We start from the raw sequence: 15,555 nt of genomic DNA, 5'->3' as shown, positions 1-15,555 counted from the left end.
CAATCATTGCTCTTAGTGCTGTGGCGCTATCAGCAAAGTTTTAGATTCCATTAAAAAAGGATAGGGAAAGATTATGGGTAAACATATTCCAGCATACGACAATAAGAACCAAGCGATTATTGATGTTAACGATGATACGACACCACTGATTTATTTTAACCAGGTGTTTTTGCAAAAGGGTGAAAGTCATCAGTATCAGCTGGCGGATTATGAAAGCGCAGTAGTTCTTGCTGGTGGTACTTGTACTGTGACGGTGGACGGCAAAGAGTTCCCTAACATTGGTGTCAGAAAACACGTTTGGGACGGTGATCCAGCAGCCGTATATGCGCCGGTAAATGCTGTGGTCAAGGTGACTTGTACTTCAGAAAATGCCGATGTGATGATCGCTGGTGGTCGTTATGAAGAGACCTTAGAGCCATTTGAAGTGAAACCTGAAGATGCTGACAAGGTGCAATACGGCAGTGACGACACCAAGACGCACCGCAAAATTAAGCACATTCTTGGGCAGAAAAACGCGCCGCAAAGGGGCCGCTTATTAGTCAGTGAGCTTTTCACTGTGGGTGCGGGTGGCTGGTCAGGTTTCCCTGCTCATAAACATGACACTGAGCGTGGTTCAAACGAAACACGTTATGAAGAAGTTTATCAATTCCGCTTTAACCCAGATCAAGGGTTTGGGGCGCAATTCTTATATGAGCACGAAGATGATATTGGTCCGGTTTACCATATTAAAAACCGTAGTGTGATCGCCATCGATAAGGGCTACCACCCTTGCGTCGCGGCACCTGGCTATGAAATGTATTACTTCACTATCATAGTTGGAGCGCATTCTAAGTCACTTATTCAACACTTTGATCCTCACCATGAATATCAGGTGCATACCATTCCTGGCATTAAGGACATGATCAACAAATTTAAATAACGGAGTGTGACCATGCTAGTTTCCTTAAATGACATTCTGCCTGATGCCGCTAATTCTGATTACGCGATACCTTGCTGTAATGTATTTGGTTATGAGGAAGGTCGTGCCATCGTGGCGGCGGCAGAAGCGTTGAAAAGCCCAATCATTTTGGCTGCCAATAAAGATATGGTGGACTTCATGGGCGTTGAGGCAGTGGCGAATATGCTGTTGTCCTTAGCTAAGCAAAGCAGTACTCAAGTCTGCGTACACTTAGATCACACTTATGATGAGGCGATTGTTTATCGCGCCATACACCATGGTTTTTCATCGGTAATGTTTGATGGTTCTCAATTACCATTGGAAGAAAACATCGCTCGAACTAAACAGGTAGCTCAGGTAGCTCATGCTATGGGCGTCAGTGTGGAAGGTGAGATTGGTTCTGTTGCCTATAAAGAGGGACGGGACCATATAAAATCGATTAAAACGTCGCCAGACGACGCTTATCGGTACGCTACGGAAAGTGGACTGGATGCTATGGCGATTGCCATCGGTAATGTTCATCGCTTAACGACCCCAGACTCAGTGATTGATTATGAGTTGTTGGATGCTATTAAAACCCGAGTAACCAATCTTCCGTTAGTGATTCATGGCACCACGGGGATTAAAGAAGTAGACATTAAGCAGCTTAAGCAGACGCGAGTCGCAAAGTTTAATATCGGTACGTCTTTGCGAATGGCCATGGGATCTAACTTACGCCGTTTAATGAATGAAGAGCCAGATAAGTTCGACAAAATGTATTTTATGCAAAAAGCCATGCCGTTTGTGCAGCAAGAGGCGGAGCGGATTATTCAGTTGCTCAGGTAATTCGTCCCTATTAGCCCCTTTTAAGGGGCATTTTTTTCGATTGATAAAAATAATAAAAGGAGTTCAAAATGGTGAATTTAGCACTGTTTGGCGCGGGTCGTATCGGTCAAATACATGCGGCTAACGTGGCGTTGAATGCAGATTGTAATCTACTTTATGTGGTCGATGTGAATGCTGAGGTAGCTCAGCAAACCGCAGATAAATACGCTGCCAAGGTGGCAACTCTGGATACTGTCTTTGCCGACGAAGCGGTCGATGCCGTATTGATCTGCAGTATTACTGAAACCCATGCGGACTTAATTGAACGAGCTGCACTCGCTGGCAAAGCCATTTTCTGTGAAAAGCCTGTAGACCTCTCAATTGATAGAGTGAATGCTTGTTTAGCGTTAGTAAAAGAGCATCAAGTCCCACTTATGATGGCGTTTAACCGCCGCTTTGATCCTAATTTTGCCCATTTGAAAAATGTGCTCGACTCAGGACAGGTCGGTGACATTGAAATGTTGACCATCTCTTCTCGTGACCCTTCTGCGCCGCCTGCCAGTTATATCAAAAGCTCCGGTGGATTATTTCGTGATATGACGATTCATGACTTCGATGTCGCAAGATGGTTGCTAGGTGAGGAGCCTATTTCTCTTTATGCCAGTGCCTCAGCACTCACTGAAGATTATGTGAAAGAGTGTGGTGATGTAGATACCGCGATTATTACTCTAACCTGTAAAAGTGGAAAAATGGCGGTGATCACTAACAGCCGTCGAGCGACTTATGGCTATGATCAGCGCGTCGAAGTGCACGCCAGTGGTGGTATGTTAAGTATAAATAATGTGCCTGAAAGTACATTGTCTATCGCTAATCAACAAGGCGTGAGCTCTCAAAAGCCAATGGCTTTCTTCCTTGAACGCTATGCTGCAGCCTATCGCCATGAGTTGGATGCCTTTATTCAAGGGATTGTATCGGGTGAGGTAAATTATCCGAGTGGGGATGATGGGCGTAAGGCGTTACTTATGGCCGATGCGGCAGTGAAGTCTTTGCAAACCGGCGAAGTACAGCCGTTGAATCTCACGGCAGAATAACTTAACCAAAACAAAAAAAGTGGCCTGCGGGCCACTTTTTTTGTTTATGATGAAAGTTACCCCACCAACCGCCTAACACTTTGGCCGCTGGTGGTTTGGCATCATTTCATGGTTGGCATGGAAAACTCAGCGCCGGCCCTTAAGCCCGTTGGCCAGCGAGCCGTAACGGTTTTCATACGAGTATAAAAACGCACACCATCTGGCCCATGCATATGCAATGGGCCAAACAATGAACGTTTCCAACCACCAAAGCTATGAAATGCCATAGGCACAGGTATTGGCAAATTGACGCCAACCATACCCACTTGCACGTTTTCACAAAATTGACGAGCGGTATCGCCATCACGGGTAAAGATTGCTGTACCGTTACCGTATTCGTGCTCATTAATCATGGTGAGAGCTTGTTGATAAGACTCTGCTCGCACCACACATAATACTGGGCCAAAGATTTCCTCTTGGTAAATGCGCATGCCGGGTGTGACATGATCGAATAAACTTGCTCCCACAAAGTAGCCGTGTTCGTGGCCAGGGTATACAAAATCTCGCCCATCACGGATAAGGCTGGCTCCTTCTTGCTGCCCTAAAGTAATGTAGTCTTTGATTTTCGCGCAATGTTGCTCAGAGATAACTGGCCCCATGTGAGCTTCTTCTGTTAAGCCTAACCCCGGCCCAACTCTTAGTTGGTCGATTTCATCTGCTAGCTGACCGACGAGCCGATCCGCGACCTCATCGCCAACACACACAGCAACAGATATCGCCATGCAACGCTCCCCTGCAGAGCCGTAAGCTGCGCCGATTAAGGAAGCAACGACTTGATCAGGGTCTGCATCTGGCATTACCAACATGTGGTTTTTGGCACCACCTAAGGCTTGTACACGTTTACCATGGGCGGAGGCGGTAGCATAAATGTACTCGGCAATGGGGGTGGAACCAACAAAACTGACGGCTTGAACTCGCTCATCGGTTAACAACACATCAACGGCCTCTTTATCGCCATTAACTATGTTAAATACACCATCAGGCAGGCCTGCTTCAGTGAGAAGCTCAGCTAACCTTAGTGGTACAGAAGGATCTTTCTCGGAAGGCTTCATGACAAAGGTATTGCCACAGGCAATGGCGACAGGAAACATCCACATGGGAACCATTGCTGGGAAGTTAAAGGGTGAGATACCAGCACAAACACCTAATGGTTGCATCAGCGAGAAGCTGTCAACGCCTCGGCCCACATTAAGACTGTGTTCACCTTTTTGTAAGTGAGGGATGCCACAGGCGAATTCCACAACTTCTAAGCCTCTAGTAAGTTCACCACGGGCATCTGAAAAGACTTTGCCATGCTCTTGGCTGATCAAGGTGGCGATTTCATCAGCATGTTGCTCAACCAGCGCCTTAAATTTAAACATCACTCTGGCTCGATTGAGGGGCGTAACCTGACTCCATTGAGAAAAAGCGGCCTCTGCTGAGGCGATTGCCTCACGGGTTTCTGCTTGGTTTGAAAGGGCTACTTGGCAGCTTTCATGGCCAGTGGCTGGGTTAAAAACCGAGCCATAACGACCACTGTTTGACGGTACGGCTTGTCCATTGATGTAATTTCCTAATCTACGCATGTTGTTTCCTATTTGATTCGTGAAGATTAATGTTCATTGGTTGGCACTATTACTAGCCATTTCGTGATTGCCAGTAATTCACCAGCTCAAGGTAGTTGTTACGAATGGCCTCGATAAACTGCCGATCAGTGATTTGCTTGGCTAACCACTGTTTGCTTGGGGTGCTAAAAATAGAGCGTCCTACAGCAAAACCTTTACAGATTGGGAAGTTTGCGCTGGCAGCAAAACCGGCTTTTAACTCTGCCATCGGGGCATCTAACCCCAGCAATACAACACCTCGGCAATGGGCATCATAATGACGAATAATGTCACTAATTTGTTGCCAGCTTTGAGAGCTTTGGGGAGGCAGTTTCCACCAGTCTGGTCGTACGTTAAGTTGATAAAAACGCTCTAGACTCTTAGCGAACAGTGCTTCCGATGCCGTTTTATCTTTGGGTGGAATAATCTCTAAAAGTAACTCATGACCCGACTGACAGCAGGCGTTATAGAGCTCGATTATCTGCCTTTCCTGGGCGTCACGTAGGGCAATTTCATCTTCTGGGTGATAAAACACCAAGCATTTCACAATATGCTCTTTAGGCCAGTGTTTGAGGCGTGAGCCTATGCTTCGCCCGCCTTCTAATTCCAGTGGACGAGACCCAGGTAGCTCTACGGGTCGACCTATCCATAGGCCTCGACCCGTGACATCGTTTAGCGCTGCTTGGCCATAGGTGTCATCAATTAGAACGCCTTGTTGACTGCTGCCAACGCTACCCTTAGCCGACTCGAGAGCCGTGACCATGAGTTGTTTAAGCTGGCTAATACGGGCAGGGTCTGCGCCGGCTTGTTGGGCCATATCGAACAATTGCATGCGATGGTCGAAAGCAAGAATACATAGATCCTGCCAGTCATAAGGCAAACGTTCTGTGGTCACTCGATGAAGGTGGTTGAGCTCAGTGTCTAAGTCTGGACGGGGTATTTCATGGGCGCGGGCAAGGTAATGATCAAGCTCTTCTGCGCTTGGAATTGCTGGGGCACAGCCGTGGCGAGAGACCACTAAAGCCCCGCAGGCATTGGCATAGGCACAGGATTGTTGGTGCGTTTCACCTTGTATCCAGCCCCTTAAAAAGCCGCTCATAAAAGCATCACCAGCCCCCAATACATTCATTACATCCACTTGTACGCCAGTATGTAGCACAAAGTCCGATACTGTTTGAGGTATCTCGCTTTCTAAAACGGTGCAGCCTTGTGGCCCTAGTTTTAAGACAATGGTCGCCGCTGTTAGTTTACGAATGTTGTGTAAGGCACTTATGGTATCTGTGCTACCGCCGGCAATATGAATCTCTTCCTCTGTACCAACAATCAGATCGAAATCAGCCAAGATCGTTTGCAGGTGGGCGGTGACCTTGTCATTGGATATAAAACGCGTTTCGCCATCTCCAGGGGAGGTTAGTCCCCATAGTACTGGGCGATAGTCTATGTCTAACACTCGCTTAGTCTGCGCCGCTTTTGCGAAGCTCAGCGCTTGCTTACTGGCTTCAAAGGTTTTGGCCGTCGAAAAGTGGGTACCGGTAATCAGCAAGGCTTTTGCTGAAGCAATAAAGTCGTAATTAAAGTCATCTTTGCAGACCGCCATATCCGCACAGTCGTTACGGTAAAAAATTAGCGGGAAGGTATCTTGGTCTTTAATGCCGAGAACGACTAAAGCGGTGAGCCTTTCTGGGTCGGTGATCACATGGCTGGTATCGACACCTGCGCGAGCTAACTCTTCTCGCACAAAACGCCCCATGTGCTCGTTACCGACACGGGTTAGCATGGCACTTTTTAGCCCCAAACGTGCTGCACCAAAGGCAATATTTCCAGATGATCCGCCCAGATATTTCGCAAAGCTGGAGACATCTTCTAGTCGACTCCCCACTTGTTCTGAGTACATGTCGACAGCAGCGCGCCCAAGGCAGATTAAGTCTAGATTTTTTTCTGTTTGCATGGCTCCTTCCTTTTCTTGTTATTGTGTTTTTTATAAAATAGAATTTTTATTCTATAAATGCAACATTTGAAAAATTTATTCTCAAAAATAATAAGAAAGAGTACTAAGCGTTTTCAGCTTGGTACTCTTGTCAGGTATAGGAGTCGCTGTAGGAGTGAGTCACAGAGGGCTGTTATTGAGGGGTTAACTTAACAGCAGTGTAAAGTTCATTAAAAAGCTATTCGGCATCTCTAGGAGACTGTTTTTGCTCAAATTTGTAAAAGAAGTTCCACACACAATAAGCGCTAACGCCTAACGCAAGTACGCCCCAGAACGCTTGACCAGACCACCATTCAAGTGCGGCCCAAGCAAAGCAAAAGAGGGTGGCTGTGATGCGTCGCCATTTGGGTTGGAAAAAATCCTGGTCGGTTTGTGTCATAAGGGAGTCCTGTGTATCTAAGAGGGGTTTTGACTAGGGGGACAAGATACCTTGGCTTGAGTGGTACTTATCGAAGGGCTCCCTAGACATCAGCTAAGGCTCTAAGTTAGAATTTTTATTCTAAAAATGCAATTTCTAATGCATTTAACCTTATCAGAGCACCTAGCTTGCCTAATTTCGGACGGATAAATGACACCGCAACCTCCTGAGACTCTTGATGCTCTCAACAATAAAATTAAACAAGCGAGTCCTTCCCTTAGTAAACGTTTACGACAGGTGGCAGATTATGTTCTAGAAGCCCCGAGAGAAGTGGCATTTGGTACGGTGGCAACCTTATCGAAAGCGGCTCAAGTGCATCCATCAACTTGGGTGCGTTTTGCGAATGCTTTTGGCTTTAGTGGCTTTAGTGAAATGCAGAGGGTGTTCAAGCAAAACTTGCTATCACAAACGTCTAACTATCAAGAGCGTGTGCGTTTAGTTCGTGATGAATGGCCCTCTGGCGATGCTGAGGACTCTGCTCACCAGATATTAAGCCAATTCTGCGAGGAGAATGCCCGTAGCTTAGAGCAGCTTGCAGAAAGTATTTCTAAAGACGATCTAACAACCAGCATCAATCTATTGCAGCAAGCCCTTTCGGTACATATTGTCGGTGTTAGGCGTGCTTTCTCTGTGGCCAGTTATTTTGCTTATGGTTTGCGCCACATTGAGCGAAAAGCGTATTTGATCGATGGTATGGCGGGGATGTTTGAAGAGCAGGCGGCCGCACTTGATAAAAATGATGTGTTAATTGTCGTGAGCTTTGCACCCTACGGAGAAGAAACCTTAAAAGTCGCTAAGTTAGCGGCACAGAAAGAGGTACCTTTGATTGTGTTGAGTGACAGCCATAGCAATCCTTTAGCCTCAATGGCGAGGGTTAACTTTGTGGTAAGAGATGCGCAGGTTCAATCTTTCCGTGGCTTATCGTCATCTTTGTGTTTGGCTCAAGCCATTATTATTGGCTTAGCTCATGAGCTAGAAAAAAAGAATGCCAGTGGATAACAAGTTATCAACACTGGCATTCTTTAATGGTTTCAAACAGATCAATTATTGGCTTTTGGTTTTGCTATTACCAAGGGAGATGTGACGAGACCCTGTCAGTTGTGATTGGCCGCTAACACCTGTATCAATTTTGTCGATTTGGCCACCGCGAGCAAGGAACTCTTGCATTTGTTTTTCGATGGATTCCGAGGTTTCCGAAGCGGCTGGCTGTTTCTTCTTAGTGGCCATGGTAAAAAGTCCTTGTTGTTATACTCAATAAGTTGATTGAACAAGGACTATACCATAATTAGACAAACTATGCTTGTTATAAGGGAACGTCTGCAATCGTGCGCCCATCTTGAGAGTCTTTTGTAGCAGCCATTGCTAGGATGACAACGGATGGTGGCGACGTATCAAAGGGTTCAGCAAGCGGGTAAACCAGCCGGTAAATTCTATCGGTGCATCCAAGACGGTGAGACAAATGCATTCGGCGTCCTTAGTGACGATAGGTTTGTGCTTATGGCTGGCATCACGACAGACAAAATCACCTTTTCGATACATGCCAGACTCATCCGAGAAGGCGCCTTCCAAGACTAAGGTTATTTCATCTCCCGTGTGAGTATGGGTCGGCATGTGGGCGCCAGCTTTTACTCGAGTTAAAGAAATTTGTGGTCCACCTTTTTCATTGAGCAAGGTAGCGATTTTAAAGGACGGTGATAAGCGCATCCAAGTTAAATCATCATAGGCTTGGGTGACAAACTGCTTCAAGCTACGGGGAACTTTATAGCCTAAGCCATTCGTATGTTGAGCTGGCTGAGGCGCTGTCTGGATGCCTTTTTCTGAAGTCATTTGAGTCTGCTCTGGTGCTTCTTGCAAGCGCGCAAACAAGGCATTTTTTAAACCTTCTAGGCTACGCTGCTCTTGCTTTTCGTTGGTTAGTAGCTGGCCACCGAGTAATTCAAGCTTGTTTACCTGTTGTTGGCACTCAGGGCACAGCTCAACATGCGTGGCAATGCACATAGCATGAGGTAGTGTTAGTGAACCTGCGGCGTAGTCCGTCAGCATTTCTATTGAAGGGTGATGTTTAAGCATCTGGGCTACCTCTTAATGTAGATAGAGAGTTTGTGTAAGGCGAGGCGCACTCGAGACTTGATCGTCCCCAAGGGCAGTGCTAAATCCTCAGCGGCTTCTTTGTGGGTTTTACCCTCTAAATACACCTTGTATAACACCTGTCTTTGTTCACTGGGTAGTTGCTCCAAGCCTTGTTCAATTTGAGCTTGATTACGGTGATGTTGTGCATCTTTAAAAGGGTCTGCATCTTCGTCGATAACATTGCGCCACAGATATTCCGGATCAATCTCAGACTGGTGACGACTGTTTTTTCGTAAATAGTCAATTCTGGCATTCCTTGCCAAGGTGAATATCCAAGTGTTTAAGGATGCGGCTTCTGGTTTGTATAAATGTGCTTTTTGCCAAACACGTATCATCACTTCTTGGGCGATATCGTCAGCCATTAAGTTTGCTCCAGGTTGAGCGGCAAGGCAGAACAGCCGGATCTTTGGGGCGTAATGGTCAAACAAACGCCCCAGCGCTTCCTGACTTTTATGTTGAGCAACAGCGGACATATCTTGCAAAAGACTGTGTTCGCTGGTGACCTTTGTCGCTTGCTCCATGAAGTATGTCCTCAGAATGTTTATCTCAAGTATTACCTAGTATACGGCTGGTGTCGCAACTTAGATCACTCAATCAAAATAAAAAATTTTCATTAAATGTTATTTCCAGTGATCCATAACGCGATTTGTTACGTTTAACGAATTAGGACACCTAATGTTCAAATAGGAAGCATCACCATGACAGGCCAAGAAGAAACACCACAGCATTTATTAATAGAAGCCTTTAAAGCATTTTATCAGGATGTGAAAAGCCCTCCTTTGCATCGTATTAATGAAATCTATGCTGAAAATGCCTTGTTTAAAGACCCTGTACATGAAATTCGTGGTACCGATAAGTTACACGCTTACTTAAGTGACATGTGCGTCAATGTAGAAAGTGGCCGTTTCGAGTTTTTGGATCAGCTGGTGAGTGAAGACAGTGCCTACATCAAATGGAACATGCATTTCACTCATCCTAAATTAGGGCCAAAGCCTATTAGTGTTCGTGGCATGACTCAGGTGCAGTTCCATGAGCGTATTTACTTCCATGAAGATGTTTATGATCTGGGGCAAATGCTTTATGAGCATGTGCCATTCCTCGGACATATGACCAAAATGCTCAAAAAACGTATGGCGACCAGCTAATGGGTGATTCAATGGCACATACCACAGCGCAAGTGATTTGGATTACTGGAGCAAGCTCAGGCATTGGTTTAGCGCTGACAAAAAATTATCTAGCCCAGGGCCACAAGGTTATTGCCAGTGCTCGTCATCAAGGTGAGCTTGCACCATTGTTGCAAGCACATGAACAGCTGAGTTTTGTTGAGTTTGACGTATCCAACCAAGAGCAGATAGCAAGTGTTAGAGCGAGCTTGCAGACACTGACAGATCATCTGGATTGTGTGATTCTCAATGCGGGTACATGTGAATATTTTGAAGTGGCCAGTCAACAGCCTGACTGGCAAATGATGGAGCGGGTCATGGCGGTCAACTTCATTGGCATGATTAATAGCGTGCAAGTGAGCTTACCCTTATTAAAAAAAGCGACTGCTCCCCATTTAGTGGGCATCAGTTCCCAATCTGTGCAAGCGGCATTCCCACAAGCACAAGCGTACGGGGCCAGCAAAGCCGCCATGCGTTATTTCTTATCCTCATTACGCATTGATTTAAAACCATTCAACATAGATGTGACCTGCATACTACCAGGTTTTGTTGATACCCCGTTGACGCAAAAAAACACTTTCCCTATGCCATTTATTGAGTCATCGGAGAAGGCGGCATTACGAATCGTGAGAGGTATACGACATAGGAAATACGAGTATGCTTTCCCGAAACGTTTATCGGTTTTACTTTGGTGTGGCAGGCACTTTCCTAAATTGTGGTTGCGCTTGCTGTCACCACAGGTGAAACCAACACATTAATCATTTAGGCCGTTTAAAGCTCCCAAAGTAAAAGAGGCTCTAGGAAGAAAAGTATGAAGATTGCAATTATTGGCACAGGAATTTCGGGTCTAACCTCTGCGTATTTATTGAACCCTCATCATGACATCAGTGTATTTGAATCGGCTGATCGTATTGGCGGGCACACTGCCACGGTTAGCGTTCCTGAAGGTGAGGGGCAGCGTGCGATTGATACTGGCTTTATTGTCTTTAATGATTGGACCTACCCAACCTTTATTCGCCTAATGAATGAAATAGGGGTTACGTCCTCCGCCACAGAAATGAGTTTCAGTGTCAGTTGCGAAAACACTGGCTTGGAATATGGGGGCAATAATCTTAATACTCTGTTTGCTCAACGTCGTAATCTTTTGAGCTTGTCTTTTTGGTCCATGCTGAAAGACATTATGCGCTTCAATAAAGAGTCAGTAAGGGATCTTGAAAGCGGTGCGTTAGATGAGTCTCTAACACTCGGGGAATATCTTCAGCAAAAAGGCTACGGTGAAAAGTTTGCGCGGCATTATTTGATTCCTATGGGTAGCGCTATTTGGTCCTCCACTCTAGACGAAATGTTGAAGTTTCCTCTCGTATTCTTTGTGCGTTTTTTCAAAAACCATGGTTTATTAAGCGTCAATGACCGCCCCCAGTGGCGAGTGATTGATGGTGGTTCTTCCGCTTATTTAAAGCCCCTTACCGCCTCCTTTGCTGACAAGATTCAATTAAATACACGGATTGAAAAAGTACAGAGACAAGATAATAAAGTGAGCATTTTCTTTGCACAGGGTGGCGTAAGCGAGTTTGACCAAGTGATCTTTGCCTGCCATAGCGATCAGGCATTAGCTCTACTCGATGATGCCAGCTCAACGGAACAGGAAATACTGTCTGCCATTCCTTATCGTAATAATGAAGTGGTTTTGCACACGGATACAGGCTTGCTACCTAAGGCAAAATTGGCTTGGTCGAGTTGGAATTACCATCTAGGCCATGATCAAAATGTGCCCGCCACCCTCAGCTACAACATGAATATCTTGCAGCATTTAGAAACGGATACCACTTATGTGGTAACGCTGAATAAAAGTGAGTTAATTGATCCAACAAAAGTGCTGGCGAGTTTCAATTATAGCCACCCAACATTCACCTTGGCTGGCAGTAAAGCCCAAAGCCGTTGGGCAGAAATTAATGGTGTGAATAACACCTGGTTCTGTGGCGCCTATTGGCGCAATGGCTTCCATGAGGATGGCTGCTGGAGTGGTGCTCGAGTCGCGGAAGGCTTGGGGGTGACATGGTAGCCCTGAAAGATATAAGCGCGCCGCTGCACAGTGGTATTTATACAGGCCATGTTCGCCATCGTCGCTTTACACCCCGTCGTCATGGCTTTCGTTATCGGGTCTTTATGATGTATCTAGATCTGGACGAGCTGGATCAAGTTATAGACATGAGCCCTTGGTGGTCTCTTAGTCGTTGGTCATTGGCGCGCTTTCGCCGTGAAGATTACTTTGGTGATAACAAGGTTAATCTCAAGCAAGCTGTGCTGGACGAAGTGAATGGGCAATTAGGTTGTGAACTGACAGGTCCTGTGAGGATGCTGACCAATTGTCGTTACTTTGGTTTCATCATTAACCCTATCACTATTTATTACTGTTTCGATGAAGATCAAAGCTTACAGGCCATGTTGCTGGAAGTGACGAATACCCCATGGCGGGAAAAAGTCGCTTATGTATTGAAGTGTGATGAGCAATATCGCACCCAACGCATTCGCTTTGATAAAACCATGCATGTCTCTCCCTTTCACCCTATGGATCATTTTTATGACTGGCGCAGTAATTTCCCAGGCAAAAAGATCGCCGTATATATGCAAAACAAAGTGATAAATGAACCGACCAAAACCGTGTTCGATGCCACTTTGTCGCTACGCCATGAAGCCATTACGTCTAAATCCATGGCCAAAGTCTTGTTCAGTTATCCACTAATGACCCTTCAGGTGGTGGTCGGTATTTATTGGCAAGCGTTAAAACTTTGGCTAAAGAAAGTCCCTTTTTACTCACATCCGGCCCATTCATCTAAGGCGACCAAGTCTTAACTTTTAGGCCATTAAGGAGCATTACCATTATGAATTCTATCAGTATGAATAAAAGTAAAATGCGTTTGGAGTCTTCGGGATCTTGGTTTGATCGGCTGGCTAAAAAAGCCGTGTTAGCCATGCTAAAAAAACTGCAAGTAGGGCATTTGACCTTAGAAGATAATGGTCAAACGTATCAATTCGGCGAGAGTCTGGGCACTGCACGTTATGTGGCGCACATACAGATTACCCACACCAGTACCTACAAGGATATTTTTCTTAATAGCAGCATAGGTGCAGGGGAGTCTTACATGAAAGGCGGCTGGACGTCTCCTGATATTGTGGCGGTGATTCGTTTAATGGTGGCTAATCTAGACTTGATCAACAAGATGGATGCCAAGCGTCCTATTTGGCAAAGGTTAGGCACTAAACTTTTGCACAAAATGAACGCCAATAGTAAGCAAGGTTCAAAAGCCAATATTTCGGCCCATTATGATCTAGGTAATGATTTCTTCTCGCTGTTTCTTGATCCAACCATGATGTATTCCGCGGCCATGTACCCAAGTCAAGAGGCTAGCCTAGAGCAAGCCTCGGTGAATAAGCTGGAGCAAATTTGTCGTAAATTACAGCTTAGTGAACAGGATCATTTGTTGGAAATCGGCACAGGTTGGGGTGGTATGGCCATCTATGCGGCCAAACATTACGGTTGTAAAGTGACTACGACCACCATTTCTCAAGAGCAATATGACTACGCTAAGCAACAGGTTGAACGCGAAGGCTTGTCGGACAAGATCACTTTGCTATTGGAAGACTACCGTGATCTAAAGGGTCAGTACGATAAATTAGTGTCCATTGAAATGATCGAAGCCGTGGGCCATGAATTCTACGATAGTTATTTCTCCCAATGCAGTGCGCTCCTAAAACCTCATGGTGTCATGGTGATTCAAGCCATCACCATTGCGGATCAAAGATATGACTATGCCCGCCGCTCGGTAGACTTCATTCAGCGTTATATTTTCCCCGGTGGCTGCTTGCCTTCCAATCAAGTGATCGCCGACAAAATTGCTCATAAAACCGATATGCAGATCATTGCTCTAGAGGACATTACAGAGCATTACGCCAAAACGTTGGCGGATTGGCGAAGTCGTTTTCACGCAGCGCGTCGAGAAGTTAACGACATGGGCTTTGATGAAATATTTTGTCGTATGTGGGATTTCTATTTGGCCTACTGCGAAGGGGGCTTTAAAGAGCGCGCCATCAGTACGGGTCAGTTCGTCTTTGCCAAACCCCAGCACCGCTTGTCTTTGAGTTAATCGCCAACATGAAGGTGTTTCTTAATGCAGGCTTATTTCAGCTACTTTGGTTTGCCTGTGTATTGGGAGGGAATACAGCGGCTTTCGTCGCCACCTGTGGCTATTTCCTGCTGCATCGCTGGTTGTTTTTACGCCAAACTCGGGAATGGGGGCTGATTGTTAGCTTTGTGTTATTGGGCATCTTAATCGATGGTAGCTTGCTGAACCTAGGAATATTGCAGCAAGAAGGGGCTGAATTAGATACGCTTGTCTTTCCTCCCTTGTGGCTACTGTGCTTGTGGGCAGGAGTCGCCAGCCTGTTTCCTCACAGTCTCAGCTGGTTGCGAGGTAAATATCTTTGGGCAGCTATCATGGGCTTTGTTGGGCCTGTGTGGAGTTATCTGCTCGGGGCTCAAATGAGCGAAATCAATATATCAGGTTCAGTTTGGCAAACAGGCTTACTCATGGCATGCATTTGGATGCTGTTAATTCCTGCAGGAGTATTTGCCTGTGAAAAATTAGCACTGTTTGATAACAAGGCGTCTATAAAATGATGAAGTTCATAACCACTGTTAGCATGACGTTGGCTTCATTACTCGTCATGGGCGACACAGAGATATCCAATGAGGCAAGCGCTTCGAAAGTAATTGGCTATGCCTACGATGTTAAAACCAAAGACTTGCTCTACACGGAGCATCATCAAGCAAAGGCCCCGCAAGACTATAGCATTGTCTATAAGGATGCTAAGGGAGAAGTTTTTGCGACCAAAACCATAGATTTTTCACGATCCCGTATTACGCCAAGTTTTCAGCAAACAAACGAGCTGCTTGGAGAGCAAATCACAGTGCGCCCTCTAGAAGCAGGCTTTGAAGTAACTTATCAGCCAGATGGAGAATCACCCAAGCAGCAAGAGCAGTTGGAAGCCAGTTCTGCCATGGTGATTGATGCAGGCTTTGATGGTGTGATTAAACAAAATTGGCAAACGCTCACTCTAGGAGAGGTTGTTGATGTGGACTTTTTAGCGCCAACTGAACTGCGCACATTTCGCTTTCGTTTTAAGCAAGCAGACTGCCTTGCAGGCACAGACTCAGGTGCTACTTGCTTTAGCTTATCGCCTCGTTCTTGGCTGGTGAAATTAGCGGTGGCGCCGATTATTGTAGCCTATAACCCTGAGCAACAACTTATTCGTTTTACTGGTCGTTCTAATATCAGTGATGTGAATGGTAAATACCACACCGCCGACATCCATTATCAATACTTTTAAATCGGGCAGGAAAAT

Annotated in this window: 17 protein-coding genes; 11 read left to right on the top strand and 6 right to left on the bottom strand. The window is 45.7% G+C overall.

Features of this window, described 5'->3' with window-relative positions:
• Nucleotides 1-73: 73 nt before the first annotated feature.
• From ACUM5Y_RS14340 to iolG, 3 genes are all read left to right on the top strand, one after another.
• Nucleotides 74-919: a 5-deoxy-glucuronate isomerase gene (locus ACUM5Y_RS14340; protein ID WP_445977573.1), complete on the top strand. Its 846-nt coding sequence runs from the start codon at nt 74-76 to the stop codon at nt 917-919.
• Nucleotides 920-931: 12 nt separating this feature from the next.
• Nucleotides 932-1,762: a class II fructose-bisphosphate aldolase gene (locus ACUM5Y_RS14335; RefSeq protein WP_445977572.1), complete on the top strand. Its 831-nt coding sequence runs from the start codon at nt 932-934 to the stop codon at nt 1,760-1,762.
• 68 nt (nt 1,763-1,830) lie between these two features.
• Nucleotides 1,831-2,832 (top strand): inositol 2-dehydrogenase, encoded by a 1,002-nt coding sequence (gene iolG, locus ACUM5Y_RS14330; protein WP_445977571.1) that lies wholly within the window; start codon nt 1,831-1,833, stop codon nt 2,830-2,832.
• 101 nt (nt 2,833-2,933) lie between these two features.
• Here the strand turns inward: iolG and ACUM5Y_RS14325 are convergent, their stop codons facing one another.
• The 3 genes from ACUM5Y_RS14325 to ACUM5Y_RS14315 form a co-directional block, all read right to left on the bottom strand.
• The gene (locus tag ACUM5Y_RS14325; protein ID WP_445977570.1) at nt 2,934-4,436 is read right to left on the bottom strand and encodes a CoA-acylating methylmalonate-semialdehyde dehydrogenase; all 1,503 of its coding nucleotides are present in this window, start codon (nt 4,434-4,436) and stop codon (nt 2,934-2,936) included.
• A gap of 52 nt (nt 4,437-4,488) precedes the next feature.
• The gene (locus ACUM5Y_RS14320; RefSeq protein ID WP_445977569.1) at nt 4,489-6,402 is read right to left on the bottom strand and encodes a bifunctional 5-dehydro-2-deoxygluconokinase/5-dehydro-2-deoxyphosphogluconate aldolase; all 1,914 of its coding nucleotides are present in this window, start codon (nt 6,400-6,402) and stop codon (nt 4,489-4,491) included.
• A 217-nt stretch (nt 6,403-6,619) separates the two neighbouring features.
• Entirely contained in the window at nt 6,620-6,820 is a 201-nt protein-coding gene (locus ACUM5Y_RS14315; RefSeq protein WP_445977568.1) for a hypothetical protein, read from the bottom strand.
• 189 nt (nt 6,821-7,009) lie between these two features.
• Here ACUM5Y_RS14315 and ACUM5Y_RS14310 point away from each other — a divergent pair, with 189 nt between their 5' ends.
• The gene (locus ACUM5Y_RS14310; RefSeq protein ID WP_445977567.1) at nt 7,010-7,858 is read left to right on the top strand and encodes a MurR/RpiR family transcriptional regulator; all 849 of its coding nucleotides are present in this window, start codon (nt 7,010-7,012) and stop codon (nt 7,856-7,858) included.
• 45 nt (nt 7,859-7,903) lie between these two features.
• Here the strand turns inward: ACUM5Y_RS14310 and ACUM5Y_RS14305 are convergent, their stop codons facing one another.
• The 3 genes from ACUM5Y_RS14305 to ACUM5Y_RS14295 all read right to left on the bottom strand — a co-directional run bounded on the left by ACUM5Y_RS14305 (nt 7,904) and on the right by ACUM5Y_RS14295 (nt 9,510).
• On the bottom strand, nt 7,904-8,086 hold the full coding sequence (locus ACUM5Y_RS14305) for a PFL_1563 family small protein (RefSeq protein WP_445977566.1): 183 nt from the start codon (nt 8,084-8,086) through the stop codon (nt 7,904-7,906).
• Nucleotides 8,087-8,221: 135 nt separating this feature from the next.
• Nucleotides 8,222-8,929 carry a ChrR family anti-sigma-E factor gene (locus ACUM5Y_RS14300; RefSeq protein ID WP_445977565.1) on the bottom strand — a complete coding sequence of 236 codons (708 nt, stop codon included), beginning with the start codon at nt 8,927-8,929 and terminating at the stop codon, nt 8,222-8,224.
• Between the two features lie 5 nt (nt 8,930-8,934).
• A complete protein-coding gene (locus ACUM5Y_RS14295) occupies nt 8,935-9,510 on the bottom strand; it encodes a sigma-70 family RNA polymerase sigma factor (RefSeq protein WP_445977564.1) in 576 nt (191 codons plus the stop codon).
• A 177-nt stretch (nt 9,511-9,687) separates the two neighbouring features.
• Here ACUM5Y_RS14295 and ACUM5Y_RS14290 point away from each other — a divergent pair, with 177 nt between their 5' ends.
• The 7 genes from ACUM5Y_RS14290 to ACUM5Y_RS14260 are packed head-to-tail and all read left to right on the top strand — an operon-like array spanning nt 9,688 to nt 15,540.
• On the top strand, nt 9,688-10,134 hold the full coding sequence (locus ACUM5Y_RS14290) for a nuclear transport factor 2 family protein (protein WP_445977563.1): 447 nt from the start codon (nt 9,688-9,690) through the stop codon (nt 10,132-10,134).
• 11 nt (nt 10,135-10,145) lie between these two features.
• Nucleotides 10,146-10,910, top strand: a complete 765-nt coding sequence (locus ACUM5Y_RS14285; protein WP_445977562.1) for an SDR family NAD(P)-dependent oxidoreductase — start codon at nt 10,146-10,148, stop codon at nt 10,908-10,910.
• A gap of 53 nt (nt 10,911-10,963) precedes the next feature.
• Complete coding sequence (locus ACUM5Y_RS14280; RefSeq protein ID WP_445977561.1) at nt 10,964-12,214, top strand: NAD(P)/FAD-dependent oxidoreductase; 1,251 nt, start codon at nt 10,964-10,966, stop codon at nt 12,212-12,214.
• Nucleotides 12,208-13,005 (top strand): DUF1365 domain-containing protein, encoded by a 798-nt coding sequence (locus ACUM5Y_RS14275; RefSeq protein ID WP_445977560.1) that lies wholly within the window; start codon nt 12,208-12,210, stop codon nt 13,003-13,005. The genes ACUM5Y_RS14280 and ACUM5Y_RS14275 overlap by 7 nt, the downstream gene beginning before the upstream one ends.
• A 29-nt stretch (nt 13,006-13,034) precedes the next feature.
• Nucleotides 13,035-14,297 (top strand): class I SAM-dependent methyltransferase, encoded by a 1,263-nt coding sequence (locus ACUM5Y_RS14270; protein WP_445977559.1) that lies wholly within the window; start codon nt 13,035-13,037, stop codon nt 14,295-14,297.
• 8 nt (nt 14,298-14,305) lie between these two features.
• Complete coding sequence (locus tag ACUM5Y_RS14265; RefSeq protein ID WP_445977558.1) at nt 14,306-14,830, top strand: DUF2878 domain-containing protein; 525 nt, start codon at nt 14,306-14,308, stop codon at nt 14,828-14,830.
• Complete coding sequence (locus tag ACUM5Y_RS14260; RefSeq protein ID WP_445977557.1) at nt 14,827-15,540, top strand: hypothetical protein; 714 nt, start codon at nt 14,827-14,829, stop codon at nt 15,538-15,540. Before ACUM5Y_RS14265 ends, ACUM5Y_RS14260 begins: the two co-directional genes overlap by 4 nt.
• The last annotated feature ends 15 nt before the right edge of the window (nt 15,541-15,555 follow it).

This window comes from Marinomonas dokdonensis (assembly GCF_052747885.1).
This window is presented reverse-complemented; position numbering and strand designations above follow the sequence as displayed.